Annotated in this window: 22 protein-coding genes, 1 pseudogene and 1 riboswitch; of the genes and pseudogenes, 16 read left to right on the top strand and 7 right to left on the bottom strand. The window is 64.9% G+C overall.

The window, feature by feature from the left end; genetic code table 11:
* Position 1 precedes the first annotated feature (1 nt).
* The 16 genes from ACT6SE_RS22070 to pnuC all read left to right on the top strand — a co-directional run bounded on the left by ACT6SE_RS22070 (position 2) and on the right by pnuC (position 18,696).
* Positions 2-766 carry a phage tail tube protein gene (locus ACT6SE_RS22070; RefSeq protein ID WP_046428318.1) on the top strand — a complete coding sequence of 255 codons (765 nt, stop codon included), beginning with the start codon at positions 2-4 and terminating at the stop codon, positions 764-766.
* The gene (locus ACT6SE_RS22065) at positions 766-1,284 is read left to right on the top strand and encodes a DUF6631 family protein (protein WP_046428317.1); all 519 of its coding nucleotides are present in this window, start codon (positions 766-768) and stop codon (positions 1,282-1,284) included. Before ACT6SE_RS22070 ends, ACT6SE_RS22065 begins: the two co-directional genes overlap by 1 nt.
* Before the next feature lie 126 nt (positions 1,285-1,410).
* Positions 1,411-4,968 (top strand): phage tail length tape measure family protein, encoded by a 3,558-nt coding sequence (locus ACT6SE_RS22060; RefSeq protein ID WP_052728148.1) that lies wholly within the window; start codon positions 1,411-1,413, stop codon positions 4,966-4,968.
* Positions 4,969-4,970: 2 nt separating this feature from the next.
* Positions 4,971-5,945: a hypothetical protein gene (locus ACT6SE_RS22055; RefSeq protein ID WP_444811066.1), complete on the top strand. Its 975-nt coding sequence runs from the start codon at positions 4,971-4,973 to the stop codon at positions 5,943-5,945.
* A 3-nt stretch (positions 5,946-5,948) separates the two neighbouring features.
* Positions 5,949-6,923, top strand: a complete 975-nt coding sequence (locus ACT6SE_RS22050; RefSeq protein ID WP_444811065.1) for a hypothetical protein — start codon at positions 5,949-5,951, stop codon at positions 6,921-6,923.
* A complete protein-coding gene (locus ACT6SE_RS22045; RefSeq protein WP_152665597.1) occupies positions 6,923-8,620 on the top strand; it encodes a hypothetical protein in 1,698 nt (565 codons plus the stop codon). The genes ACT6SE_RS22050 and ACT6SE_RS22045 overlap by 1 nt, the downstream gene beginning before the upstream one ends.
* Positions 8,620-9,402: a phage BR0599 family protein gene (locus tag ACT6SE_RS22040; protein WP_046428314.1), complete on the top strand. Its 783-nt coding sequence runs from the start codon at positions 8,620-8,622 to the stop codon at positions 9,400-9,402. Before ACT6SE_RS22045 ends, ACT6SE_RS22040 begins: the two co-directional genes overlap by 1 nt.
* A gap of 10 nt (positions 9,403-9,412) precedes the next feature.
* Positions 9,413-9,643, top strand: a complete 231-nt coding sequence (locus ACT6SE_RS22035; protein ID WP_046428311.1) for a hypothetical protein — start codon at positions 9,413-9,415, stop codon at positions 9,641-9,643.
* Complete coding sequence (locus ACT6SE_RS22030; RefSeq protein WP_046428308.1) at positions 9,643-9,870, top strand: hypothetical protein; 228 nt, start codon at positions 9,643-9,645, stop codon at positions 9,868-9,870. Before ACT6SE_RS22035 ends, ACT6SE_RS22030 begins: the two co-directional genes overlap by 1 nt.
* Positions 9,863-12,121, top strand: a complete 2,259-nt coding sequence (locus ACT6SE_RS22025) for a hypothetical protein (RefSeq protein ID WP_052728145.1) — start codon at positions 9,863-9,865, stop codon at positions 12,119-12,121. Before ACT6SE_RS22030 ends, ACT6SE_RS22025 begins: the two co-directional genes overlap by 8 nt.
* A 5-nt stretch (positions 12,122-12,126) precedes the next feature.
* Entirely contained in the window at positions 12,127-12,891 is a 765-nt protein-coding gene (locus ACT6SE_RS22020; RefSeq protein ID WP_046428306.1) for a hypothetical protein, read from the top strand.
* Between the two features lie 161 nt (positions 12,892-13,052).
* Positions 13,053-13,814, top strand: coding sequence for a DNA adenine methylase (locus ACT6SE_RS22015; protein ID WP_046428304.1), 762 nt, complete (start codon positions 13,053-13,055; stop codon positions 13,812-13,814).
* 196 nt (positions 13,815-14,010) lie between these two features.
* Positions 14,011-14,418, top strand: coding sequence for a glycine zipper 2TM domain-containing protein (locus tag ACT6SE_RS22010; RefSeq protein ID WP_046427879.1), 408 nt, complete (start codon positions 14,011-14,013; stop codon positions 14,416-14,418).
* A 121-nt stretch (positions 14,419-14,539) separates the two neighbouring features.
* Positions 14,540-15,664, top strand: coding sequence for a phosphotransferase enzyme family protein (locus tag ACT6SE_RS22005; protein ID WP_046427876.1), 1,125 nt, complete (start codon positions 14,540-14,542; stop codon positions 15,662-15,664).
* 98 nt (positions 15,665-15,762) lie between these two features.
* A riboswitch (TPP riboswitch) is annotated at positions 15,763-15,858 on the top strand.
* 70 nt (positions 15,859-15,928) lie between these two features.
* Positions 15,929-18,118 (top strand): TonB-dependent receptor, encoded by a 2,190-nt coding sequence (locus ACT6SE_RS22000; protein ID WP_046427874.1) that lies wholly within the window; start codon positions 15,929-15,931, stop codon positions 18,116-18,118.
* Positions 18,119-18,126: 8 nt separating this feature from the next.
* The gene (gene pnuC / locus ACT6SE_RS21995; RefSeq protein ID WP_046427881.1) at positions 18,127-18,696 is read left to right on the top strand and encodes a nicotinamide riboside transporter PnuC; all 570 of its coding nucleotides are present in this window, start codon (positions 18,127-18,129) and stop codon (positions 18,694-18,696) included.
* Positions 18,697-18,800: 104 nt separating this feature from the next.
* Here the strand turns inward: pnuC and ACT6SE_RS21990 are convergent, their stop codons facing one another.
* From ACT6SE_RS21990 to ACT6SE_RS21960, 7 genes and pseudogenes are all read right to left on the bottom strand, one after another.
* Positions 18,801-19,220, bottom strand: coding sequence for a hypothetical protein (locus tag ACT6SE_RS21990; protein ID WP_046427870.1), 420 nt, complete (start codon positions 19,218-19,220; stop codon positions 18,801-18,803).
* A gap of 119 nt (positions 19,221-19,339) precedes the next feature.
* Positions 19,340-19,645, bottom strand: a complete 306-nt coding sequence (locus ACT6SE_RS21985; protein ID WP_153643755.1) for a hypothetical protein — start codon at positions 19,643-19,645, stop codon at positions 19,340-19,342.
* A gap of 69 nt (positions 19,646-19,714) precedes the next feature.
* Positions 19,715-20,689 (bottom strand): Dyp-type peroxidase, encoded by a 975-nt coding sequence (locus tag ACT6SE_RS21980; RefSeq protein WP_046427868.1) that lies wholly within the window; start codon positions 20,687-20,689, stop codon positions 19,715-19,717.
* A gap of 123 nt (positions 20,690-20,812) precedes the next feature.
* Entirely contained in the window at positions 20,813-21,181 is a 369-nt protein-coding gene (locus ACT6SE_RS21975) for a VOC family protein (protein ID WP_032959386.1), read from the bottom strand.
* Between the two features lie 68 nt (positions 21,182-21,249).
* Positions 21,250-22,017, bottom strand: a pseudogene (locus tag ACT6SE_RS21970) (helix-turn-helix domain-containing protein).
* 123 nt (positions 22,018-22,140) lie between these two features.
* On the bottom strand, positions 22,141-22,716 hold the full coding sequence (locus ACT6SE_RS21965) for an OmpO family porin (protein ID WP_005411880.1): 576 nt from the start codon (positions 22,714-22,716) through the stop codon (positions 22,141-22,143).
* A 583-nt stretch (positions 22,717-23,299) separates the two neighbouring features.
* Complete coding sequence (locus tag ACT6SE_RS21960; RefSeq protein ID WP_026070691.1) at positions 23,300-24,469, bottom strand: helix-turn-helix domain-containing protein; 1,170 nt, start codon at positions 24,467-24,469, stop codon at positions 23,300-23,302.
* Positions 24,470-24,479: the final 10 nt, after the last annotated feature.

Raw genomic sequence — 24,479 nt, 5'->3', positions numbered from 1 at the left:
GATGTCCGGTACCGGTTCCCTTTTCTCGCTGCAGGGCTACATCCGCAGCGCCGACGTTCAGCCCGATGGCAAGATCGGCAAGCTGCGCTGGCTCGGCAACGTTCCCGAAGCCACCCTGGAGCTGTCGACCAACAGCACCGACAAGACCGACTCGTTCTCCGGCAAGCGTCTGCAGCTCGGCCGCCTGGACACCGGCACGACCGCCGCGCTGAACCTGACGCTGGACTACTGGTCGTCTGCCAACCTCGCTCTCGGCTTCCAGGCGACGGTGGCGGATATCGCCGCAGCCACGGTGACCGGTGAGGTATTCCCGACTGGCCTGGTCGTCGGTGACCAGGTCCGCTTGGATCATCCGTTCGCCTCCAACCTGGTCATCACCGACAGCGCAACCACCCCGGTCACGGTGCCGGCCGCGAACTACGAGCTGGTGGGCCACAGCAAGGGTGTGGTCGAGATCAAGACCCTCGGTAGCTTCCAGCAGCCCTTCAAGGCGGCCTATGGCTATGAAGGCGTCGAGAATACCGTGCTGTTCTCCGCACCAGGCAAGGTGCAGTTCCTGCAGTTCGACGGTATCAACACCGAGACCGGCGATGCTGTGGTCATCGAACTGTGGCGCTCGCGTTTCGCGCCGGTGCAGTCGCTGGGCCTGATCAACCAGGAGTACGGCAACCTGGCACTGTCGGCCGCGATCCTGTTCGATCCGGCCAGGGCCAGCGATCCGGTGCTGGGCGGCTTCGGTCGCCTGCTGCAGAAGAAGGCCGCCTGATGGCCAAGAAGGTCGAGGCCCCGGATAAGAAGGGAGCGCCCAAGAAGGGCGCTCCCGACGACTTGGCCATCCTGCACCCGGAGAGCATGGCGGTGATCGGTGGGCGCGAGATCACTGTCCGTGAGTACGGCTTCGTCGAGGCCGCACGTCTGGACCGCCACATCCGTCCGCTGGTCGAAGGGCTGCACCGTGTCTTCGGCGATGCGTCCGTCATCCCGAGCATGGAAGCGGTGGCCGAGGTTCTGGCCAGCAACATCGATGACGTGCTGGTGCTGATCGCCGCAGCGACCGACCAGGACAAGGACTGGATCAGCAGTCTCGGCTACCGCGATGGCGATCAGCTGCAGCTGCTGTGGTGGCAGGTGAACGGCCATTTTTTCATCGAACGCCTGATGCGAAAGGCAGCGGCCGAGCGGCTGGCAAGGTCATTGGCTGGGCCCAGCTCTACTCAACCCTCATCCGGGCGGGGTACGGACGAACCCCAGCCGACATCGGGCGATACACCCAGCGGCAGCTGATGCTCTTCCTCCGGGAAGAGGACAGGCGCAGCCGCAGGGAACGCCGCGCCAGGCTGCACGACATCAATGCCGCATTCGCCGGCGGTGCCGTAGCCAAGGATCTATCCAAGCAACTGGAGTAATCACGTGAACCGCAACGCCGGCAACATGGAACTGGCCCTCAAGATCCGAGCGGACCTCGGCCAGGCCGGCAGCGCGGTCCAGGCCCTCGACAAGGATCTGGAGAAGATCGGCGGCTCGGCGCAGAAGGCGGCCGATGGCCTGGCCAAGGTCGGCAATGCCAAGGGCGTCGCCGAGACCGGTAGGGCGGCGGAGACCGCCGCCGCCGGCCTGCAGCGCCAGGGCGAGACGGCCGAGCAGGCGGCCAAGCGCATCCAGGACATGGTGCAGGCATCGCTGGACTACAAGCGGGCACTGGACGCCCAGGTGCAGTCGAGCCAGTCCAACAGCGAGGCGGCCTCCCGGCATGCCGCCGCCACCGCCGCGCAGGCGCAGGCTTCCCGCGAGGCGGTTCAGGCCGCGTATGCCTCTCAGGCCACCACCACCCAGCAGATCCAGTCCATCTCCGAGCTGCAGCAGCGCGTCGAGCGCGGTGCCCGCTCGTTCGAAGACCTGGCTGAAACCGAGCAGCTGCTCGATCGGGTGATGCGGTCCAACCTGGTCTCGGTGGAGGAGCAGTCCGAGATCTTCGGCAAGCTGGACAAGCAGGAGAAGCAACTGCTGGCCAGCAAGGAGCAGGCCGCTTCCGCCCGCGCCAAGGAAGAGCGCCAAATGCAGCAGCTGCTGCGCGTGTACGACCCAGCCCACGCTGCGCTGGTCCGGCTCGATGCTGATGAAGCCAAGCTCAAGCGATCGGTCGACGCCGGCACGATCTCGCGCGAAGCCTACAACCGCGCAATGGTGGGTATCGCCAGCCAGCGTGCCCATTGGCAGCAGCTCAGCGACGGCGTCGACCTTGCCGATCGGCGCATGCGCAATCTCAGCCTGTCGGCGCGCGAGGTCCGAACGAGCTTGGCCGGTGTCGGCGCCAACCTGTTGCAGGGCAATGTGTCCGGCGCCGGCAGCATGCTGCTCAACCTGGGCAGTCGCAGCGCGGCCGGCTTTGGCGCCTTGGGCGTGGCCGTCGGCGGTGCCGTGGCCACGCTGGGCCTGTTCGCTGCCGCCGCATACAAGGGCTATCAGGAGAACCGCGCCCTGGAACTGTCCCTGATCGCCACCGGCAATGCGGCGGGGACTACGGCCGGACACTTGGCCGAGCTGCGCAACCAGGTGGGCGGCACCACAGGCGAGTACGGCAAGGCGCAGCTGGCATTGAGCGGCCTGGCCGGCTCCGGCCGGATCGCCAGTGATTCGCTTGCCGAGGCGGCCGAAGCGGCGGTAAACCTGTCCAAGCTCACCGGCGACAGCATCGAGAACACGACCGCCAAGATCATTGCCTTGGCCAAGGCGCCGTCGGCAACGCTGGCAGAGCTGAACGAGCAGTACAACTTCCTGACGCTGGAGGTGTACGACCACGTTCGCGCCCTGGAGGATCAGGGGCGCCAAACCGACGCCGCACGTCTGGCCATCAGCGCCTTCGCGGAAGTCCACAAGCAGCGCGTAGAGGAGGCCCGCCAGTCGGCCGGCTTCCTTGAACAGGCTTGGGAAGGCGTAAAGGGCGCGGTGCTGCGCACCTGGCAGGCAATGAAGGACGTCGGCCGCACTGACGTGGAGGCACGCCTCAGCTCGCTGCGTGAGGATCTGGCGTTCTTCCAGGCTTTGCGCAACAGCCCGATCCCTGGTGACGCCACCCGAGGTGCGGCGGGTGAGCAGCAGACTAAGGCTCGCATCGCCGCGCTGGAGTCAGAGAAGGTTGCCCTGGAACAGCGGGCGGCGGCCGACAAGGCCAACCAGGAGGTGCAGAGCAAGGCTGTGGCCGCATCGAAGGCCATCCAGGACCAGCTCGATAGCGGCGCACCGAAGGCCGAGAAGCTGGCAAAGGCCGTCGACGAACTGGGGAAGAAGTTCCGCGCATTGCGTGACGGCGCTGCAGCTGGCAACACGGATCCGGCGCTGCTGCGCGACGTCGTCTTCGGCGCCGATGGCAGCATCAAGGGCGGCGCCTATGACAAGGCACTCAAGCAGCTGCAGGAGCAGTACAAGGATCGCAGCCGCACGCGCAAGCCGGGCAAGACCGAGGGCGAGAAGGCCGAAACCGCAGCCCAGCGCGAGCTGGACAACCTGGCCAAGCAGGTGTCCATGCTGGGCGACCTGCAGGAGGGCGAAACCAAGGCCGGCGAGGCCGCGCGTATCCGCTATGAGATCGAGGAAGGCGCCTACAAGAACGCCAGCGAGGGTTTGAAGTCCCAGCTGGTCGACCAGGCGCAGTTGCTCGACAGTGAACGCCAGCGCGTGGAGATGGCCAAGAAGATGGTCGACGTGCGCCTGCAGCTGGCGCAGCTGCAGGGCAGCGGCACCGATGCCGAGGCGGCCAAGACGGTGAAGGAGCTGGGCCGCCTGCAGCAGCAGCTGGACAACGTAGGCAAGAGCGCCGAAGCGGCCGACGTGGCCAAGCTGATGAAGCTCACTGAGGCCAGTGCCCAGCTCAAGGGCCTGCAGGAGACCTACAACCGCACGATGGGCCAGGTTGCCTTGGAGCAGCAGCGCATCCAGGTCGAGCTGCAGGCCGGTCTCATCACTGAAGCGGATGCGCAGCAGCGCATCGTCAACCTGTACCAGGCCAAGCTGGTCACCCTGCGGGAACTGGTTCCGAAAATGCGGGAAGCCGCGACGGCCCTGGGCAACCCCGAGGCACTGGCGGCGGTCGAACAGATCGAGCTGAAGCTGCGGGAGATGGCGCAAACCACGGACCTCCTGCAGCAGAACGTCCGTACCACGTTCCAGAACGCCTTCAAGGAGGCGTTCATGTCGCTGGCCAGCGGCAGCGCCTCCCTGGGTGACATGGTGCGGAGCTTCTTCGTGACGGTGTCCACTGGCCTGGCTGAGTTCGTCGCCGATCAGTGGTCGCAGGCCCTGGCCAGCAAGATCACCTCGATGGTGTTCGACAAGGGCGTGGACGTCGGCGCTGACGCTGCAGCTGCAGCCGCCACCCAGGCATCGGCGGCGGCGCTGTCGAGCGCAGCTGCAGGCGTCACCGCCGGCGCCACGGCGGTGGCCACCAGTGCAACCGCACTCGGCACCTCCGGTGCCGGCTTGATCAGCGGTGCGGCGGCGGTGACCGCTGCGGCCATCCAGATGCAATCGGCAGCAGCTGCGATGGCTGCCGCAAATGCGATCGGGGCCGCTTCCAGCTTTGCGGTCGGCGGCTACACCGGTCCTGGTGGCAAGTACCAGCCCGCCGGCATCGTTCACGCCGGCGAGTTCGTCCATCGCCAAGAGGTAGTCCGCCAGCCCGGCGCACTGGCATTCCTGTCAGCCTTCAACCAGGTCGGCATGGCGGCCATTGACCGGTGGCGCGGCTATGCCGAGGGCGGCGCGGTCACACCGATGATTGCAAGCACCCCCATCTTCACCGCCGCGTCGCCCACGCCAATGGCCGCTGCCACGCAGCTCGGCTTGCGCGTCATCAACCAGGTATCGCCGGACCTGCTCGATCAGTACCTGGACGATCCAGGCAGCGACACCACCGTCATCAACAAGATCAGCCGCAACGCTGCGGCTGTCCGCCAAGTACTGGGACTCTGAGAATGCCCTGGGTAACTGACACTGCAGCCAACATCACCGACCTCATGGCGCGACTGCGGGACTTCCTGACTACCAATCCGGCCTTGGTGGCCGCAAATCAGCAATGGCAGGTCGTCGGCGGCGTCGCCAGCGGCCCGATCGTGGCGAACGATTTTGTGTCGCTGAAGGGGCGCGGGCTCGCCGGGGAAGATGAGATCTACCTCTCTTTGCAGGCGTGGGTCGTGCCGGCGAGCAACTACTACAACATGGCCCTTCGCGGCCACGTTGCTTACAACCCCGCAATGCCGAGCATAGATCCGGCCGGAACAAACTCGAACTACGTCTCGGTCTTGGGAGTGAACTCGCCCATCAAATACTGGTTCGTCGCAAATGGGCGTTGCTTCAAGGTCATCACCCGAATCAACGGTCGCTACGACGCTATGTATGGGGGCTTCATCCTGCCCGAGCACCTCCCAGGGGACTGGAGCTATCCCCTGTTCATTGGTGGATCCTACCTGGGGCGAAACGCCCAGGCATCACTGGACACCTATATGCATTCCAACTTCTGGAATGCGAGCGCGGATGGCAACAACAGCCTCGCGAATTGCCAAGCGTATCTATTCAGTCCGGTGCAGGCTTGGATGCCGATTCGCAACTCTTACAGCGGCGCCCCTCAATCCACGTCACGCATGACGCTGCCGTGGGCACCTGCTGTTCGACAGCAGAACTTGCGGAACTGCCTTGATGGTCAGCGCTGGCTGCAACGCGGCCAGCTCGTCGGTATTGGCTGGGTTCCTGGCAACTACGACCGAGGCGGGCAGGTCAACGATATGCCCGAGCGTGGGCAGTTCTTCGGCAGCTTCGATGGCGTCTTTTACACGCCATCCTTTGGCGCCACGGCAGAGCAGCTCGTGACAGTGAATGGCGTGGACTACCTGCTGGTGCCGAACGTGTATCGAACCGGCGACGGTGAGTACGCCGCCTTTGCTCTGGAGTGAGAAATGGCCTACGCCGAGTTCAACAACATCCCCGATGTCCAGACCCTGATCGACCTGGTGGTGCAGTTCGCGCAGGCCAATGGCTGGACGGTCGAGCGCAACACCCTTAGCGGCGCCAACCGTACCGCCACGGTGCGCATTCCGGGCGTCTCGGACTACGTCCACCTGTTCAACACCGACCAGCTGAGCCTTAAATCACGAATTTCCATCGGCTACGACGGGGTGGCGACCCCAGCTTTGCAACCGTTGGTATCTCCTCGCGACATTTCCTCCTACGAACTGACTGGACCCTTCCCGCGCCTGAAGCTGTTCGCCAATGGCACCGCGATCCATGTCGCCATTGCCCAGGCCGTGGCCGGTGAGTATCGCCACCATGCCTTCGGGGTTCTGGAGAAGGCCGGTAGCTATCCTGGCGGCACCTACGTCGATGGAACCTACTGGGCTCGAACGGGTGGTTGGAGTGGCGTTCTCATCTCAAGCGGATCCAACGTCGTTCTATTTGGCCACAACACCAGTAGTACCGGTTGTGGCCATGTGCGTGCCGATTCGATTGAAGATGGCAGGACCAACAGTTACCACCAGCTGTGCAACTACTACACCGGTACGCTGGGTGTAGAAGGTCAGGCCGGCAGTGGAGTCGGCTCGATCTACCAAGCAACGACATCCAACACTTACGACAGCATGTGGCTTGGCTATGTGCTTGCGGGAGCGGACGACAACACCTTCTCCGGCCGCAGCGTCTTTCAGCCGATACACCTGACTGTCCGGCGCCCTGGCACCAATCCATACCTATCTCCGATCGGCCAGGTCATCGGTTTACGCGCGTGCTACATGGAACGGTTGGAGCCCGAGCAGGAGGTGACGATCGGGGAAGAGACATGGATGGTGTTCCCGTGGCTGCGCAAGTTGGCAATGAACAGCGCCACCAATGCGCCACCTGCAAGCGGCAACTACGGCTGGGCGGTACGGAAGTCCTGATGACGATCATCCTCTCGACCCACAGCAGCGCGGGGCCAAACTGGCGTAGCGCCAATCTAAGCGCCCCACGCACCAGAATCCCGCTGCAGTTCCGCTCTGCGCTGGCGAGCGTGGGCTTCTTCTTGGGCCCTGGGCGTGAGGCTGAGGTAGTGGAACCAGAGCAGCGATCGGCTGGCCCGAACGTTCGTACGTCTTTCGATGACTGGTACTACCGTATCCACATCCTGCCCCTGCGCATCGACCTGGGCAACCTGGTCACCAACCAGGTGCGCTATGTCCAAGTCTGGAACTCCTACCTCCAGCAGCAGACGCTAGCCTCGGTGACGCTTGAGAACGGCGAAGGCGTCGAGCTGGTGGGCCCTGGCACCCCACCGCTGGCGTTCTCTGCGCTGCAGCTACGCCGTTGGCAGCTATCGGTCACGACCGAAGGCCCGCCGGTGATCGCGGCGACGTTGTCTTACGACTTCGTAGCCCTGGGGCGCCGCACCGTCTCGATTACCGGCAATCGCATGTCGGCATGGATGCTGCCACCGGATTGGGAGCGTCCTGTCACGGAAACGCTGGCCTGGGCGACTGACGTCCAGCAGTCGGTCGGCGGCGGCGAAGCCCGATTCCCGTTGCGTGGTTCGCCAAGACGCTCCTGGGAGTTCAGCGTGCTGGCCGACCGGCGCGAGCGCCAGGTGCTTGAACATGCCCTGTTCGACTGGTCGGCACGTACCTGGGCGCTGCCGGTCTGGAACGACGTATCGTGGCTACGGTCGAGCCTTGCGCTGGGCGTGCAATCCATTCCGGTACAGGCCGCCACCCAGCGAGACTACCGCCCCGGTGGCCTGGCCATGCTCTGGAAGGACGTCACCACCTACGAGCTGGTCGAGGTATCGGGCATCAACGCCGACGGCCTGCAGCTGGCTCGCCCCACGGCCAATGCCTGGGCGCCTGGCACCCGTGTACTGCCTTGCCGAACGGCTCGTATCGCCGAGACCCCCAGCCTGGAACGCGTGACCGACCGGGTCATGCGGTCGACCGTGCGCCTGGCTGCGGTGGAGACCTGCGACTGGCCGGCAGTGGCGCCGGCGGCGATCTATCGCGGCCGTCCTGTGCTGGAGCAACGTCCCGACCTCGACCAGGCGCAGACGGCCGAGTTCGGTCGACAGCTGGTGGTGGTCGACGGTGACATCGGTCCGGTGGCGGTCGATGACATCACCGGCAAGGCGTGGCCCCTACAGTCACACGCGTGGCAGACCTGGGGGCGCACGGAGCAGGTCAACCTGCGCAGCCTGCTGTATTGGTTGCAAGGCCGAGCGGCCGCTCTGTGGGTACCGTCCTGGGCCGACGACCTGGAGCTGGTCGAGCCAGCCCTGACTACCTCCAGCGGCATCGTGGTCGCCTGGGCGGGTGTGGCCCGCTTCGGGCGTGCGCAGCCCGGCCGGCGGCATCTACGCATCGAGCTATTCAGCGGCCAAGTGCTTTACCGGCAGTTGGTTGAGGCCACGGAACTGGATCCACAGCGGGAGTTCCTGCAGTTGGACGTGTCCCACGGCATCGCCCTGCAGCCGAGTGTCGTTCGCCTGATCAGCTGGATGGTGCTGGGCCGCCTCAGTTCCGACACCGTGGAGCTGTCCCATGAAACTGATGGCGAGGGCGTCGCGCGTTGCCGCCTGTCCTTCGCCGGCATCGGCGCTGAGGAGAGTGAGTAGTGAGCCTTTTTTCACGACATGTCGAGCTGTACGAATTCGGCCGCGGCTCTCAGCGCTGGCGCTACACTTCCAGCGACCGGACAGAAATTTACGATTCGCAGCCGTTCGCTGCCGAAGCCATCAAGCGTGGTCGCTTGGGCCAGTCAGCCCAAGAAGCACGATCAAATCTGGAGGTGACGGTTCCCCTGTCACTACCGCTGGCATCGGTGCTACGCCCCTTTCCGCCGACCGAACGCATCATCGTTCGCTGGCGGCGGATCCGTAGAAGCGATGGCGCGATCGCCGGCACCTGGAATGGCGTGCTGAGCGATTTCAGTGAGCGGCAGAACGACCTGGTGCTGACCTGCCAAAGCAACGCCGGCGCCGCCGCGACCAATGGCCTGCGCCGATGCTGGCAGGGGCAGTGCCCCTTTGCGCTATTCGACGTCGATTGCGGATTGAATCCAGAGCTGTTCCGCGTCGATGGGCTGCTGTCCGCAGCTACCTCGCAGACCGTGTCATCCAACGCCTTTGCGGCCAAGCCTGACGGATGGTTCGTGGGCGGCTTCATCAAGTGGGTTAAGGGCACAGCCATCGAGTACAGGTTCGTGGTTGGTCATGTCGGTCCAGCGCTCACGCTGCTGACCGCTGCGCCGCTCACCGCAGGCGAACTGGTTTCCGCCTATCCCGGATGCGGCCACGCGCTGCAGATTTGCCACGAGAAGTTCAACAACGCCTTGAACTACGGCGGCCAGCACACCATCCCGCCGAAGAACCCGTTCGGCCCTGATCCCATCTTCTGAGGAGCCTTCTATGTGGGTTCAAATCGTCGTAATGATTGTGGCGCTCATCGTCAGTTACGTGATGCGCCCGAAACCTACGGTCCCGAAGCCGGCCTCGCTGGAAGACTTCAACGTGCCCACGGCAGAAGACGGTCGCGAATGCAGCATGATCTTCGGCACGGTGTGGATTGATGATCCCAACGTTCTGTTCTACGGCGATCTGCGCACCACGCCGATCAAGGTCAAGGGCGGGAAGAAGTGATGGATCGCCCTGTCCTGGTAACTGTTGACCATGCTCGCGCGGCCAAGCTGGGTGAGCAGAGCGGCGTGCTGTGTGCCGCCGGTATCCGCACCTGGATGGATCGGTACGGCCTGGATTTGCGTCAGTTCCTGGACGAAGGTCTGCCGGTGGAGCAGTTCGAAGCGCTGGACGATGCCTTCGCACGGCGCCTGGCCGTGATCGCCCGCGAGGAGGCAAGCCGTGGGTAGTGGCAAGAAGCAAACCGTCGGCTACCGCTACTTCATGGGTCTCTACTTCGGCGAGTGCCTGGGGCCTGTGGACGCGCTGCGGGAGATCCGCGTAGGCGATCGGAAGGTGTGGGATGGCAGCGCGCAGACTGCGTACATGACCTGGATGGGCATGAAGGTGCCAATCACGGTACCCGCTACCGGCCCCATCACAGCCTCACGATCAATTCGGATCCTCGCGCCCGAAGTGTTTGGCGGCGATAAAGGCGAAGGGGGCATCGAGGGCAATCTTGAGGTCCGCATGGGCGAGCCGACCCAGATGCCCAGTCCCTATCTGCAGTCGCTCGTTCCTGGGCCGTGGCCGGCTGCACGCAAGTTGGTTACGACGGTGTTCAATGGCCAGGTCTCGGCCATGAATCCCTATATCAAGAACTGGACGAAGAAGTGGTCGCGTTGGAAGCAAGGCTGGAAGAACGGCCTGTGGCAGGGCGACCTGGTGCAGATCGATGAGGGTATGAACCCTGCCCACATCATCTATCAGGTCCGCACAGAGGGCATGGGCCACCCGATCGACGTCATCAACGATGAGAGCTTCCGCAAGGCCGCCCAGACGTTGAAGAACGAAGGATTCGGTCTGTGCCTGAAGTGGTCCCGATCGGTTCCTGCCGGCGAGTTCATGGACATGGTGTGCGACCACATCGGCGGCATGCGCATCGAAGACCCGGTGACTGGCCTGACCGAACTGGTCCTGGTGCGGCCGGATTACGATCCGGCCGCACTGGCGGAGATTGGTCCTGGCCAGATCATCGAGCTGGTGGAGTGGCAACAGCCGATGCTGGAGAACAGTGTCAACGAGATCACGGTCGTCTATCGTGACGTCGCCACCAACAAGGACGCTGCGGTCACCTATCAGAACCTTGCGAGCGTGCAGGCCCAGGGCCGAGTGGTCAGTAGCCGGAAGAACTACCCAGGTCTGTGGAACGCGGCGCTCGCCGGCCGTGTCGCTGCACGTGAAGTGGCGGCGGTGAGCAGCTTGCCCTGCAGGGTGAAGGTTCGAGTGCGCCAGGATGCCGGTCCCTTCAAGCGAGGGCAGGTCCGCGCTCTGTCGTGGCCACGTCGTGGCGTGGCCCGCATGCCGGTACGGATTCTCGACGTCGACGAGGGAACGCAGACCGAGACATCGGTGATGCTCACCGTCGTCCAGGACGTCGCCGGCATGGCTTCAGCCAGCTACATCCAGCCTTCGGACAATGCCTGGGTCGAACCTGACATCAAGCCCAAGCCGGTCACCGTGCAGCGCCTGCAGGAGGCCAGCTACCGCGACTTGGCCACCACCCTGGGTGCGTCGGAGCTGGCTGCACTTTCGACCGAGGCCGGCTACCTGACCTCGATCGGCGTGCGCCCGTCCTCGGTGGCCTTCGGATATACCCTCCAGACGCGGCTGGGTGGCGCTGCATTCGCCGAGGCGGGCACGGCCGACTTTGCCCCGACCGGCCTACTGATTACGGCAATGACGGCCACCACCACGGCCATTGGTCTATCTGCCGGCGTCAGCCTGGACACGGTCGAGGTCGGCAGCGAGGCGCTGATCGATGATGAGCTGGTCCGGGTAGTGTCGATCGACCCGGTGGCGGCAACACTCACCGTAGCCCGTGGCTGTGTGGATACAGTGCCGGTGCCGCATGCCGTCGGTGCGCGGGTGTGGTTCACAGATGAGTACGTGGGTTTCGACGGTCGGGAGTACATGACCAACGAATCCCCGCAGGCCAAACTGCTCACCCGAACCAGCCAGGGCGAGCTGAACCCCGATCTGGCCACGGCCATCGCACTCACGATGCGCCGGCGCCAGGTCCGGCCATATCCACCTGGCCGGCTGCGCATCAACGGCGATGCCTACCCTCCCGAGGCCTGGGGCACTGGCGGCACGCTGGTGGTCACCTGGGCACATCGCGATCGCCTCCTGCAGGCCGATCAGCTGGTCGACTCTGAGCAATCCAGCATTGGCCCAGAGCCAGGCACCACCTATACCGTCCGCTGGTACCTGCAGGGCAGCCTTGTGCGCGAGCAGGCGGGTATCACCGTCGCGACCGACAGTTACCTGCCACCGGTCGGCAGCGGTGGCAAGACGCTGCGGGTGGAGATCGAGGCCGTCCGGGACGGCTTCACCAGCTGGCAGCGCCTGCAGCACACATTCCTCTACCGCGCCCAGCTGGTGACCGAAGCGGGCGACCGCATCGTCACGGAAGCCGGCGACCCGATCATCCTGGAGTAATCCCAATGCCTGACGTCAAACTTTCCCAGCTCGCCGCCGCCAGTGCCGCCTCGGTCGCCGCCGGGGCCGGCCTGTGGACGATGGCTGGCCACATCCTCGGCCTGCGCATGGAATACGTGGGACCGGCTTCCATTCGCGTTTCCAGCGGCAGCGCCTGGATTCCGTCGTTGCAGCAGGCCATCGAGGTGCCGGCCGCGCTAAGCCTCAGTGGCCTGACGCTGGCGGCCAGTACCTGGTATCACCTTTACCTGTACCTCAACGGCTCAACGCCGGCGATCGAGGCCGTGACGGCGGCGCCGGCTGCCCCATATAGCGGAACCGCTCGCGCCAAGACCGGCGATACCACACGGCGGTACATGGGTAGCTTCCGGACCGATGCCAGCAAGAACATCGTGCGCTTTCACCACAACCCCTGCGCCAACCTGGTCACCTACCTGGTCGACATCAACGGCTCAAACCTATATGTGCTTCAGAACGGGACTGCGGTGTCTTCGACAGACGTAACTGTGGCCGTAGCGCCCATCACCAGCAGAACCATGAACGCGTTCGCGGAGAACACGTCGACGAACGCACTGGTGGTCATCTCCCAGCCGGAGGTCGGGCCGGCCAACACCAATGGCGGCATCCTGCAGTTCCTTCGCGGCCAACGCATCATGTTCGGTCCGATGGCCCTGGATGCATCCCAGCGGTTCAACTACGTGTATTCGACGGCTCCTGAAAGCGGCACAGGGCTATCCGTATGGTGCACGGGCTATTTCTACGAGAGGTAGTCAGCTCGAAACGCCCATCTTGAAACAGGGCGCCGGTCAGACAGCTGCAACTGCCCGACCGGCGCCGCAACACACGCGCACAGCCCGCGTGCTATTGGCCGAGGCCCTGCTCCCCGCGCGGGGGAGTCAAGCCTCGCCCAGACCCATCGCAGAGGCTGAGAATGAAGACGACCACGCTGTTCCCCTGGCCGGGCGGGAAGACCCGCCTGCTGCCCCACCTGCTGCCCTTGGTGGCCGATACCCCTCATCGCACGTACGTCGAGGCCTTCGCCGGCGGCGCTGCTCTTCTGTTCGCGAGGGAGCCAGCCAAGGCCGAGGTGCTGAATGACTGTCACGGCGAACTGGTGCGTCTCTACAGGGTGGTGGCCAACCACTTGGAGGAGTTCGTGCGTCAGTTCAAATGGGCGCTGACAAGCCGGGAAATGTTCCGTTGGTGCCAGCTCCAGCACCCCGATACCCTCACAGATATCCAGCGCGCTGCGCGCTTCTACTATCTCCAGCGCCTGGCTTGGGGCGGCAAGGCCACTGGTCAGACCCCCGGCTTCGGCAGGGGTGGCAAGGGCCTGAACCTGCTGCGCATCGAAGAGGATCTGAGCGCTGCGCACCTCCGGCTCCACAAGGTCACCGTGGAGCATCTGGCCTGGCAGCAGTGCATGGCCAAGTACGACGCTGCCGACACCCTGTTCTTCCTCGACCCACCGTACTGGGAGACCGAGGGTTACGGCACCCCCTTTGGGATGGAGCAGTACCAGGAGCTGGCCGGTCAGATGGCCGGGCTGCGGGGCTCGGCCATCCTGACGATCAACGACCATCCGGCCATGCGGGAGGTCTTCGGTCAATTCAGAGACCGGGTGGTGCCGATCCGGTACACGATCGGCCGGCAGGCGGTGCTGCGGCGCGAGGTGATCTACACGACCTGGTAGTCCAGCCGGGGCACGGGGCGGTTTCCGCCCCGTGCAATTTCATTCCCGTGGGCGCAACATGGGCGCCCCACCGTTTATCTCACGTGTGGCGGGCGATTTATCGCGCGCCGTTACAGCCAGCGTGGTCTCCACGGCAGCCGGGGCGCCCCGCGCCCTCCCTGCCCAGCGTGGCATGCACCTCACAGGAGAACCGAACATGCTCAGTACTTCCACACTCAGCTTCCGTGGTCTGGCGATGGCCCTGGCACTGGTTGCCGGTGTCGCCGTGGTCAGCGATGCCAGCGCGATGTCGAGGAAGGACAAGCGCACCCTGGTCGGCGCCGTGGTCGGTGGCGTGGCCGGCAACCTGCTGTCCAACGGCGACCCTGCGGCCACCGTCGGCGGTGCCGTGGCCGGCGGCGCGATCGGCAACCTGACCACCTCCGACCGCCGCGACCGCCGTTACTACGACAATCGCCGTTACGACGACCGCTACGATCGCCGTTACGACCGTGGCTACTACCGCAGTGGCTACTACGACCGTGGCGATGACCGCCGCTGGCAGGGTGAGCGCTACTACGACAACCGCTACTACCACGACCGCGGCCGCCATCGCGGCTGGTAAGCAGCGCCGACATACCGATGACGCGGAGACGGGCGGGTCGATGACCCGCCCGTTTGCGTTGGACACGCGCATGGCGTTGAATGCGCAGCCTTGGATGTGACTTTCCCGATCGGACTGTGGCATGACGTCTTCCTCCCACCGCGTGCAGGGCCTCAACAACGACGAGGTCGCTGCCGACTGGCCAGCGATCAGCGCGGCGGACATCGCGTGGCTGAGTACGCGTTACCCGCAGCTGGGCGGGCACAGCCAACCGCGCTGGCACAGCCCGCGGCCGCTGTCTGCCGCCGCCATCGTCGACGACACGCGCGGCGCGGTGTTCATCAAGCGCCACCACCACAGCGTGCGCAGCGCGGCCTGTCTGGAAGAAGAACACCACTTCATCGCCCATCTCGCCGCCGCCGGCGTGCCAGTGGTGCAGGTGCTGCCGGCCACCGATGGCCACACTGCGGTCGAACACGGCGAATGGACGTTTGAACTGCACGATGTCGGCGTGGGCGACGACCTGTATCGCGACGCGGTGTCGTGGTCGCTGTTGACCGATGTCGCGCAGGCCCGCGAAGCAGGGCGCACGCTCGCACAGCTGCACCGTGCCGCCGCCAGCTACCACGCGCCCCAGCGCAGCACCCATCTGCTGGTGGCGCGCGACGACCTGATCCGTGCCGACGATCCGATCGCCGCCATCAAGGCAGGACTGGATGAACGTCCCGGGCTGGCACGCTATCTCGCGCGCATTCCATGGGAAGCACAGCTGCAGCGCGACGTGCTGCCGTGGCACGCCGGCCTGGCCGAGCGCCTGCGCGCCGAGCCCCGGCTGTGGGCGCACAACGACTGGCATGTCTCCAACCTGCTGTGGCGCAACGGCGAGGTCAGCACCGTGCTGGATTTCGGCCTGGCGTCGCCCACCAGCGCGCTGTTCGACCTCGCCACCGCGATCGAGCGCAACGCAGTGGCGTGGCTGGAACTGGAGCGCGGCAGGGAGGCAGTGCGCATCGATATCGCGCTGGCCCTGCTCGACGGCTACCGCGAGGTGCTGCCGTTGTCGGCGGCACGCGTGCACCTGCTGGCCGACCTGCTGCCAATGGTCCATTTCGACTTCGCACTGTCCGAAGTGGAGTACTTCGAAGGTGTCACCCGCTCAACCGCGAATGCCGACGTGGCCTGGCAGCCCTTCATGCTGGGCCATCCGGCGTGGTTCCACAGCGCGCCGGGACGGGCACTGCTGCAGGCCCTGCACGCCGTCGCGTGATCCGGTTGACGCAGCGTTGCGGTCAGATCCCTTTCCGCAGGAAAGGGATCTGACCCCGGCTGGCGCTCGCAAATCCGTACCATTTGTAGTGAAATGGTCACCTGAAGCGGGGGTGCCTGGATCTGCCAGGCTGAGAGAGTCCCTTGGAACCTGATCCGGTTTGCACCGGCGTAGGGAGCTTTGAGCCGCAGCCACACCCCCATCATGGGCCGGTGCACCTGCGCGCCGTCGCTTCGTCTCCCTTGTTGTCCGAAGACGAACCGAATGAACCGCTGCCTGCGCCCCACCCTGCTCTCACTCGCCCTCTGCGCCGCGCTGCCGCTGCATGCCAGCGAGGCCGAGGCCACCACCGATGCGGCTGCCACTGGTGCCGAACGCTCGCCGACCGAACTGGCGGCGGTGCGCGTGGAGGCCGGCAAGCCGAAGGCCGATACCTCGCGCGTGAATGCCTTCGGCGGCGGTTCGTGGAAGGACACGCCGGCTTCGGTGAACGTGCTCGAGCGCGACTATCTCGAACGTCGCCAGGTACGTTCGCTGTCCGAGCTGGCCAGCAACGATGCCTCGCTGGGTGATGCGTATGCACCTGTGGGCTACTACCAGAACATCGCCATCCGCGGCTTCGCGCTGGACGCCGCCACCGGCTACCGCTTCAACGGGCTGTCCATCGCCGGCGAGCAACGCCTGGCGCTGGAGAACGTGCAGTCGGTCGAGATCCTCAAGGGTGAAGCCGGCCTGGCGGCAGGGGTGATGGCGCCGGGCGGGATCATCAACTACATCGGCAAGCGCCCGGCTGAAGTACGCACCGCCACGCTCGGCACCGATTCGGAAGGCTCACGCTACGTCGCCGTCGATGTCGGCCACTGGATCACCCCGCGTTTCGGCCTGCGCCTGAATGCCGCATGGGACTCCAGCAATTCCTACGTCGCGCACGCCGATGGCCGCCGCAACTTCTACTCGCTGGCCGCCGACTGGCTGATCGGCGAGCGCGGCAAGCTGGAAGTGGATGCCAACTACCAGACCAGCTCGCAGCGCTCGGTGTCCGGCTACCAGCTGCTGGGCGCGCGTGACCTGCCGCGCGGTGTCGACCGCGAGCACCTGCTCGGCTACCAGCCGTGGCAGCGCCCGGTGGATATCGCCAGCACCAACATCACCGCGCTGCATACCTACGACTTCAACGATGCCTGGCAGTCGCGCGTCTCGGTCGGCCACAGCCGCTCGGTGATCGATGACAACGTCGCCTTCGCCTACGGCTGCTACTACGCCGTGCAGTGCGCCGATGGCAGCGTGCCAGGCAACTACTTCGCGCCCAACGGCGACTACGATGTCTACGACTACCGCAGCCCGGACGACACCCGCCGCAACCAGCAGGCCCGTGCCGAGCTGCGTGGCCGCTTCGAGACCGGCAGCGTCGGCCATCAGCTGACCCTCGGTGCCGACTACTTCCGCCGCACCGTGGACAAGCGCCCGAGCGTCAACGAGTACGTCGGCACCAGCAACATCCACGACCCGCAGGTGCCCGTGTTCGAGCCGTCGCCGAAGATGCCCGGCCCCTCCGCACGACGCCTGGACAGCCGCCAGACCGCGTTCTTCGCGCTGGACCGGATGAGCTTTGGCGATGACTGGCAGTGGTTGGCCGGTGGCCGCTTCGTGCGCCTGGACGAGCGTGCCTACGACAAGCGTGGCGTTCCGCAGCGGCACAGCCGCCTGTCGCGGTTCCTACCGCAGACCGCGGTGGTGTGGAAGGCCACCGATCAGCTCAACGCCTATGCCAGCTACGTGCGCGGCATTTCGCTGGGCCAGGAAGCGCCGTTCTGGACCAGCAATGCCGACACTTTCCTGCCGTCGGTGCAGTCGCGGCAGCTGGAAGTGGGCGTGAAGTACGTGCCGGTCGAAGCACTGACCTTGGGCGCGGCGGTGTTCCGCATCTCGCAGCCGTACCAGTACGCCAGGCCCGACAGCAGCGACGTCGGCTACACCTTCGTCGAGGAAGGCACGCAGACCCACACCGGCCTGGAGCTGACCGCCAACGGCCAGCTGACCGACGCACTGCAGATCGTGGCCAGCGCCAGCGTGCTGCAGGCGCGCGCGCGCGACACCGGCACGCCGGCCTATGAAGGCCATCAGCTGGTGAACGTGCCGAAGGTACGCGCCAGCGTGCACATGGCCTACGCGCTGCCGTTCGTGCAGGGCCTGGACGTGACCGGTGGCTGGCGCTATGCCGGTGCCAACGTGGCACGCGCCGACGGTGGCGTGCGCGCGCCGGACTACTCGGTGTTCGATGCCGGCCTGCGCTTCCAGCATCGCCTGCACGAACGCGCGGTGACCTGGAACCTGTCGGTGGACAACGTATTCAACCGCTTCTACTGGCGCGATACCGGCAGCAGCGGCGGTGACTACTACCTGTTCCCCGGTGCACCGCGACAGGCCCGCCTGTCGGTGACGTTCGCGCTGTGAGCGGCGTGATGCTCGAGTGGACCGCCGCGCTGTGCAGCATCCTCGGCGTCTGGCTGATGGCCAGGCGCCGGCTGTCGGCATGGCCGGTGGGCCTGCTGTCGGTGGCGCTGTATGGCCTGGTGTTCGCCGAGGCCAAGCTGTACTCAGACACCCTGCTGCAGGTCGCCTTCGGTGGCTTCCTGGTCTATGGCTGGCTCAACTGGCGGCAGCACGCCGCCGATGAGGGCAGCATCCGCATCGTGCCACTGGCACGCGGCACGCTGCTGCGCGACCTGGCCTTCGGCCTGTGCGGTGGCGTGGCGCTGGGTGCGGCCATGCACACCTTCACCGATGCCGCGCTGCCCTGGCTGGACGCGATGCTGACCGCGCTGAGCCTGGTCGGCCAGTGGTGGCAGGCACGCCGCCACGTGGCCTGCTGGTGGGTGTGGATCGCGGTGGACGTGGTCTATGTGGGTGCGTACCTGTTCAAGTCGCTGCACGTGACCGCGGCACTGTACGTGTTCTTCCTCGGCCTGGCCGTGTTCGGGCTGCGCGCATGGAGCGCCGCCGCGCGTGAACCGCAGGTGGCAACGCGATAGAGCCACGCCATGCGTGGCCGGGCTACCGGTAGTCGCCAACCTGGGTTGGCGCGCCTGCCGACCAAGGTCGGCATCTACCCACCACATCCACGCATGGCATGGATCTACTTCGGCTCCAGCAACAGGCCCAATCGCAGCGGTTGGCGCATGTCGGCCGGCGGTGCCGCCTGCAACGGCGCGGCCTGCAGCGTCGCGCGCAGGTCGGCGTCGACCTGGGCATCGCCCAGGCTGTCGAATTCCAGTTTCGAAATACGGCCATCCGCCGCGATCCACACGCTCACCGGTAGCGGCGTCGGCGTGTCAGCGTGTGCCTGCAGCCATTCCAGCACGCGCTGTGCCTGCGGATCGTGCTCCTGCTGCAGGCGCTGCTGCAGCTGGCCTCCCACGGAGGCGGCGTAGGCCATCCAGTGCGCAGGGGCTTCCTGTGCGGACACTGCGGCACTCCCCAGTGCCAACGCGCCGAATACTGCAGCCAGAGGCCGCCACCAGCGGCGCATACCGGTCCTGTTCCCTGCCATGGCCATCACCTGCCTCCTGCGCTCCCATCCAGCGCGCCATGGTCGGCGCCCTAGATGACAGGCAGATGGCGGGCCATGATGGCGCCGCGCGTCGAGCTTGCCCGATTGCGAGGGATTGCCTTCGATCAGTCCAGGCAGGCCTTCAGATCATCACGTGTCCAGCCGGTGAGACCTGCACCCTTCCAGTAGCGTGCAGACGTACCAGCCGGGACAGAGGCAAGCTCGACAATGGCAATCACCCCATGGTTCACAGGGTTGTCGATGACAATGCGCTGCCCGGATTCAGTGGGCAGCACGCGCACGACCTTATTGCGTTGTGTCCACGTCTGGGACAGGCAGACGGTGACCTGCTGTACCGATTTCGAAGAACCAAATGACTCGGGCGTTTGTTCAAGCAGACCAGGTGCTGTCGAGCAGCCGGCGATGCCCATGAACAATGCCGCCAGGAATGGGGCTCTCAAGACAGACATACGTCCTCCAGATGCATACGCGTGCGTTGATCACTCGCCCAGGTCGGCCAGCACCTTGCGCGAGGGCGCAAAGAAGGTCACGCCGGTGGTGGCGGTGGAGAAATCGAGGATGCGGTCGTGCAGCGGTGCGGGATTGCCGATGAACATGCGCTCGAGCATCCTCTCGATCACCCACAGGCGGCGCGTGTAGCCGATGAAGTAGGTGCCGTACTCGCCGCGGCCCGGGTTGGCGAACGGCATGTTGTCACGCAGGATCTCGTGCTCGCCGTCGGCGTCCTCGATGGTGCACAGCGTCTTGTGCGATTTCTGTGCATCGGCCGGCGCATCGTCCAGCTCGATGTTGTCGTGCTTGGTACGGCCGATGATCGCCTCCTGCGCCTCGGTCTTCTGCGCGCGCCAGGCATCGAGGTTGTGCAGGTACTTCTGCACCACCACGTAACTGCCGCCGGCATGTTCCGGGTCTTCCTCACCCACGATCGTGGCTTCCGGCAACGACAGCCCTTCTGGATTGGCCGTGCCATCGACGAAGTCGAGCAGGTCGCGGCCATCGAAGTAGCGGAAACCGGCGACATCATCGACCGTTTCCACCGCGTCACCGAAGGCCATCAACAGGTTGCGCTCGAACGCCACGATCAGGTCCATGGTGCGTGCGCGGATGTGGTACAGCAGGTCACCGGGCGTGGACACGGCGGTGTGGGTCGCGCCCTTGATCTCGCGGAACGGCTTCAGCTCGCGTGGCGGCGTGGAGCCTACCAGCGGCTGCCACACGCGATGGCCGATGGCCACGTTGCAGGTGAAGGTGCGCTCGATCTCGCGGATGGCGGTGTTCTTGATCAGGTCATCGGTGCTGGCCAGCACCTCGCGCGCCTTGGCGATCGACGCCTCGTCATCCTTCACCTTCAGCACCAGGAACGCCGCCGAATGGGTGAGCGGCGCAGTGATCTGCTGCGGCTCGTTGTCGAGCGTGTGGTTGACGGCGGTGATCGGTGCGGGCTGGGAGTTCACGGCGGTTCCTGCTGGCTTGAGGCGGACGCATCGCGTGTGGCGATGTGCGGGCGATCATAGCGGAACCGCCTGACCGGGGACGGAGCGGTTCTCGTTCCGTCCACCGGCGAAGGTACGAAGACCTCAGTCCACATCACTCCAGACCGCCAGTTCGTAGCCATCCAGATCGCGGAAGTGGAAGCGGCGGCCCCCGGGGAAGGCGAACACCGCCTGCACCACTTCGCCACCGGCGGCGACCACGCGCTGCTGTGCGTCGGCCAGGTCCGCGCAGTACAGGATTACCAGCGGTCCTCCGTGAGCACGCAACGGCGCGTCAGACACGAAGCCGCCCTTCAGCCGGCCATCGTCGAACTCGGTGTAGGACGGACCATAGTCGGTGAACTGCCAGCCGAACACCTCGCCGTAGAAGCGTTTGCTGCGGGCGATGTCGGCGACGTTGAATTCGATGTTGTCGATGCGGCGTTCGGCTTCGTGGGTAGCTTCGTGGCTCATGAGGTTGCTCCGTGATTGGAACCCCAGCTTCGGTCAGCGCGGCACGGCGGTCTTGAACAAAACGGCCATCATTGTCCCCACTCCAGGCGCAGCTCGCTGGCGGTCATGCCAGTCAGCTCGCGCGCCTCGCGGCTGAGATGGGCCTGGTCGGCATAGCCGGCATCAGCGGCCAGCATCGCCAACGAATGCTGTGGCAGCGCGCGACTCTGGCGCAGGAAACGTTGCAGCCGCAGGATCCGCTCCAGCGTCTTGGCGCCGTAGCCGAACTGCGACTGGCTGAAACGCCGCAGGCTGCGCGGGCTCAGGCCCAACTGCGCCGCCAGCGTATCCAGCGTGGCATTACCCGCGGCGAGCGCTTGGAACAGGACATGGGCGCGCTGCGCCGGCGTATCGAGCGCGGCCGCACCCATGTGCTGTTGCAGTCAGTGCGCCATTCGCTGCAGGCGCTGTGCAGGCGCGGTGTCGCCGATGGAGGCCGCCGCCTTGTTCGCCCACGCGCCCTTCAGATCAGCCAGTGGCACGGCCTGGCCGATGATCCCGGCCAAAGGCAGGCCCAGCGCGGCCAATGCCTGGCCGGGGCGGAAGCGTGCGCCCAGCACCTGCGCACCGGGTGCCAGCGCCGGGTGCGCGGCCACACGGTCCGGGCCGACGACGAACAGCGCACCGTCGCGCCAGAGGATATCCACGCAGCCATCGGGCAATACGGTGATGTGCCCATCGGCATCGGCAGGAAGCTGGCTCTGCCACAGCTGGCCAAAGTGGCCGCGCAGCGGCGCAGGCGTCAGATGTTCCTGGTAGGTCGTGCCGGTGCCTGCAAGAGAGGAAGGGTCGCCCATGCCGCATTGTGGCGCCACGGGGCCCATAAAAGTGAAGCCCGGCGCGAGGCCGGGCTTCGGTTGGCGTGTGGGAGAGAGAGAGAGTCACACGCCAGCACAACACGCACTAACGACAGGCGTTTGTTACCAGGTGAAGCGCGGGCCCACGAACCACTCGCGGTCGCCGGCCTTGGCCAGCTTCACTTCGCCGCTCAGGCCCCAGTTCTGGTTGAACTTGGCGGTGGCGCCGACGCGGCCGTAGAACTCGCCGTCCGGGTTGATGCCGTGCTTCTTGGTGTAGTCCTCGTAGCCGGCCATCACGTAGCCTTCCACGTACGGGTTGAACGCGGTGCGCACGCCGACTTCGGTCGAGTAGCCGTTGAAGTCCAGGCCATGCTTCATATCGAACTTCTGGTACGCAACGCGGGCCACCAGGTCGGTGTTCGGTGCGATGCCGTAGTTGTAGCCGGCACCGATGCGCCACTGGTCGACGTCATTCTTGAACTTGTCGGTCTCCTGCGCGCTGTAGTCGCCGAAGATGTGGAAGTTCGGGTGCACCGCCACGGAACCCTTCACCTTCCAGCCATCGGCGTCGCCGCCCTTGGCATCGGTGTTCACGTAGCCGCCTTCAACGTAGTTGTACGACAGGCCGTCGGTTGCCGATGCAGCGAACGGCAGGGCAGCCAGGAGACCCAGGGCGAGCAGCGAATTCTTGTTCATCGGGACACACCTTTAATTATTTTGGTTTCGTCGGCCGCCTCCCGGGAGGGGGAGAGAGAGGAGGCGGTCGACAGGTGTGAATTATCCGTTAGGGGGTCTAATCGACCCTGAATATTGAACTGACTGGTGTATAAATAAGGCTGGCGTTCAGGGAACTCCACATGCCGCACGCGTAGACGAGCAACCATAGGTTTGCATTTTTGCTGGACCTATGGTTGCCCGATGGCTGAAAACCTATGGTTGCATTGGCTCGGGGGAAGGGCTGGCGTCCGCCGCTCATTTGCCCTCGTGGCGAGACGGGGGACCATTCCTGATGCCGGTCCGAACTTCTAGATTCTTAACAAATGGGAGCCCCCACAGGTGGCCTGTGAGATATCGGGGCTATGGAGTCGGACGAAGCATTAGGCTCAGGTAGTTGCCCAAGGGGCAGTAGCAGCCGACATCTCTAGAGTAACGTCCGCTAGGGATCGGACACTGTCGTCCCGCTGATGGCTGCTTCCGGCCATCAGCAGACCGTTGCTCCTTCGCGAATCCAAAAACAAGCACACGCTACGAGGGATCCGCCCAGGTCTCACTCCCGATACTAGCCCTTGACCAAACGCAAGTTGGCCCTCCTCGCAGCGGGCTCAGCCATTCTCGGCGCTCCACCCTTCAGTGCGTTGAGCATCAGCCCAAACGTAAGCTCGTTAATCTCGTCAGAAAAGATTGCTAGCTGTTGGGCAACATCCGCTTTCGACAAGCCTTCTTCGCGAAGTGCTCCGAATACCTTTTCAAGCACTAATGATTTCTCGTGCGGCACACCTTCAGGCTCCGACTTGCGGTAGCCCGCTTGCGCCAGCTGGATGCAAAGCGTGCGGTAGGTCCAGTCAGTTGTCAGGCCAAGGGCATGCATCCGGTAGTTCAGCGCTGCCAAGGAGACTGCCCAATGCTTCTTGTGCCGGATGAGACTCGATAGCGTAGGGGCACGCGGCGCCATGGCAAGCACGCTCGCCCGCGGCATGAGAAAAGCGGACGCAAACGCATTTGCCTCGCGCTCTAGGTCGGGACCATGGGGTTGGGCATGTTGGTGCAGCACCAGGTGGCCCAGCTCATGCGCGGCATCAAACCGGCAGTGTTCGGCCGACTTGAACGTATTGAGGAAGACGTAGGGCCGACCGCCACTCCACATCGAAAAGGCATCCACTTCCTTGGCATCGATTGCCAGGGAATAGACCCGGATGCCCTTGGATTCCAGCAGGGCAATCATGTTCTTGACCGGCAACTCGCCGATGCCCCAGTGAGCGCGCAACATTTCTGCCGCCGTCTCCGGGGTCTGGGAAGAAGACGATGTCGGATAGGCTTCTGGCTCTTGAGCGTGTTTGTGCACGCTAACGGGACGACTGTCCCCTCCCTCGCGCCCCAAATCCGGAACGTCAGGGTCTGGCAGGGCGAACCGCGCCTCAATCCATTCGTTCAACAGCAAGGCAACAGCGCCCGCACCAAGCGCGGTGTCGCGCTGGCTGGCTGTCATCTTCGAAAGCGAACGGAAACTCGCCACATCGGGGTGAGGAACTTCCGGGTCCACACCAAAGAAAAAGGCTTCGGGGAACCGAAGCGCTTCCGAAAGCTTTCTAAGCGTATTGGCCTCTGGCTCTTGGGAGCCCGTCTCGTAGTTGGAGACGGATTTCTCTGTTACCCCAATTTTTTCGGCCAACTCACGCTTTTTCATTCCTCGCCGTTTGCGGGCGAGGGTAAGCCGTAAAGCATTGAACATAGCAACCTCG

The sequence above is a fragment of the Stenotrophomonas sp. LC732 genome (assembly GCF_052446685.1).
GTDB classification, from domain to species: domain Bacteria; phylum Pseudomonadota; class Gammaproteobacteria; order Xanthomonadales; family Xanthomonadaceae; genus Stenotrophomonas; species Stenotrophomonas muris.
The sequence above is the reverse complement of the archived record's forward strand: the minus strand, read 5'-3'. Positions and strand labels throughout refer to the sequence as shown.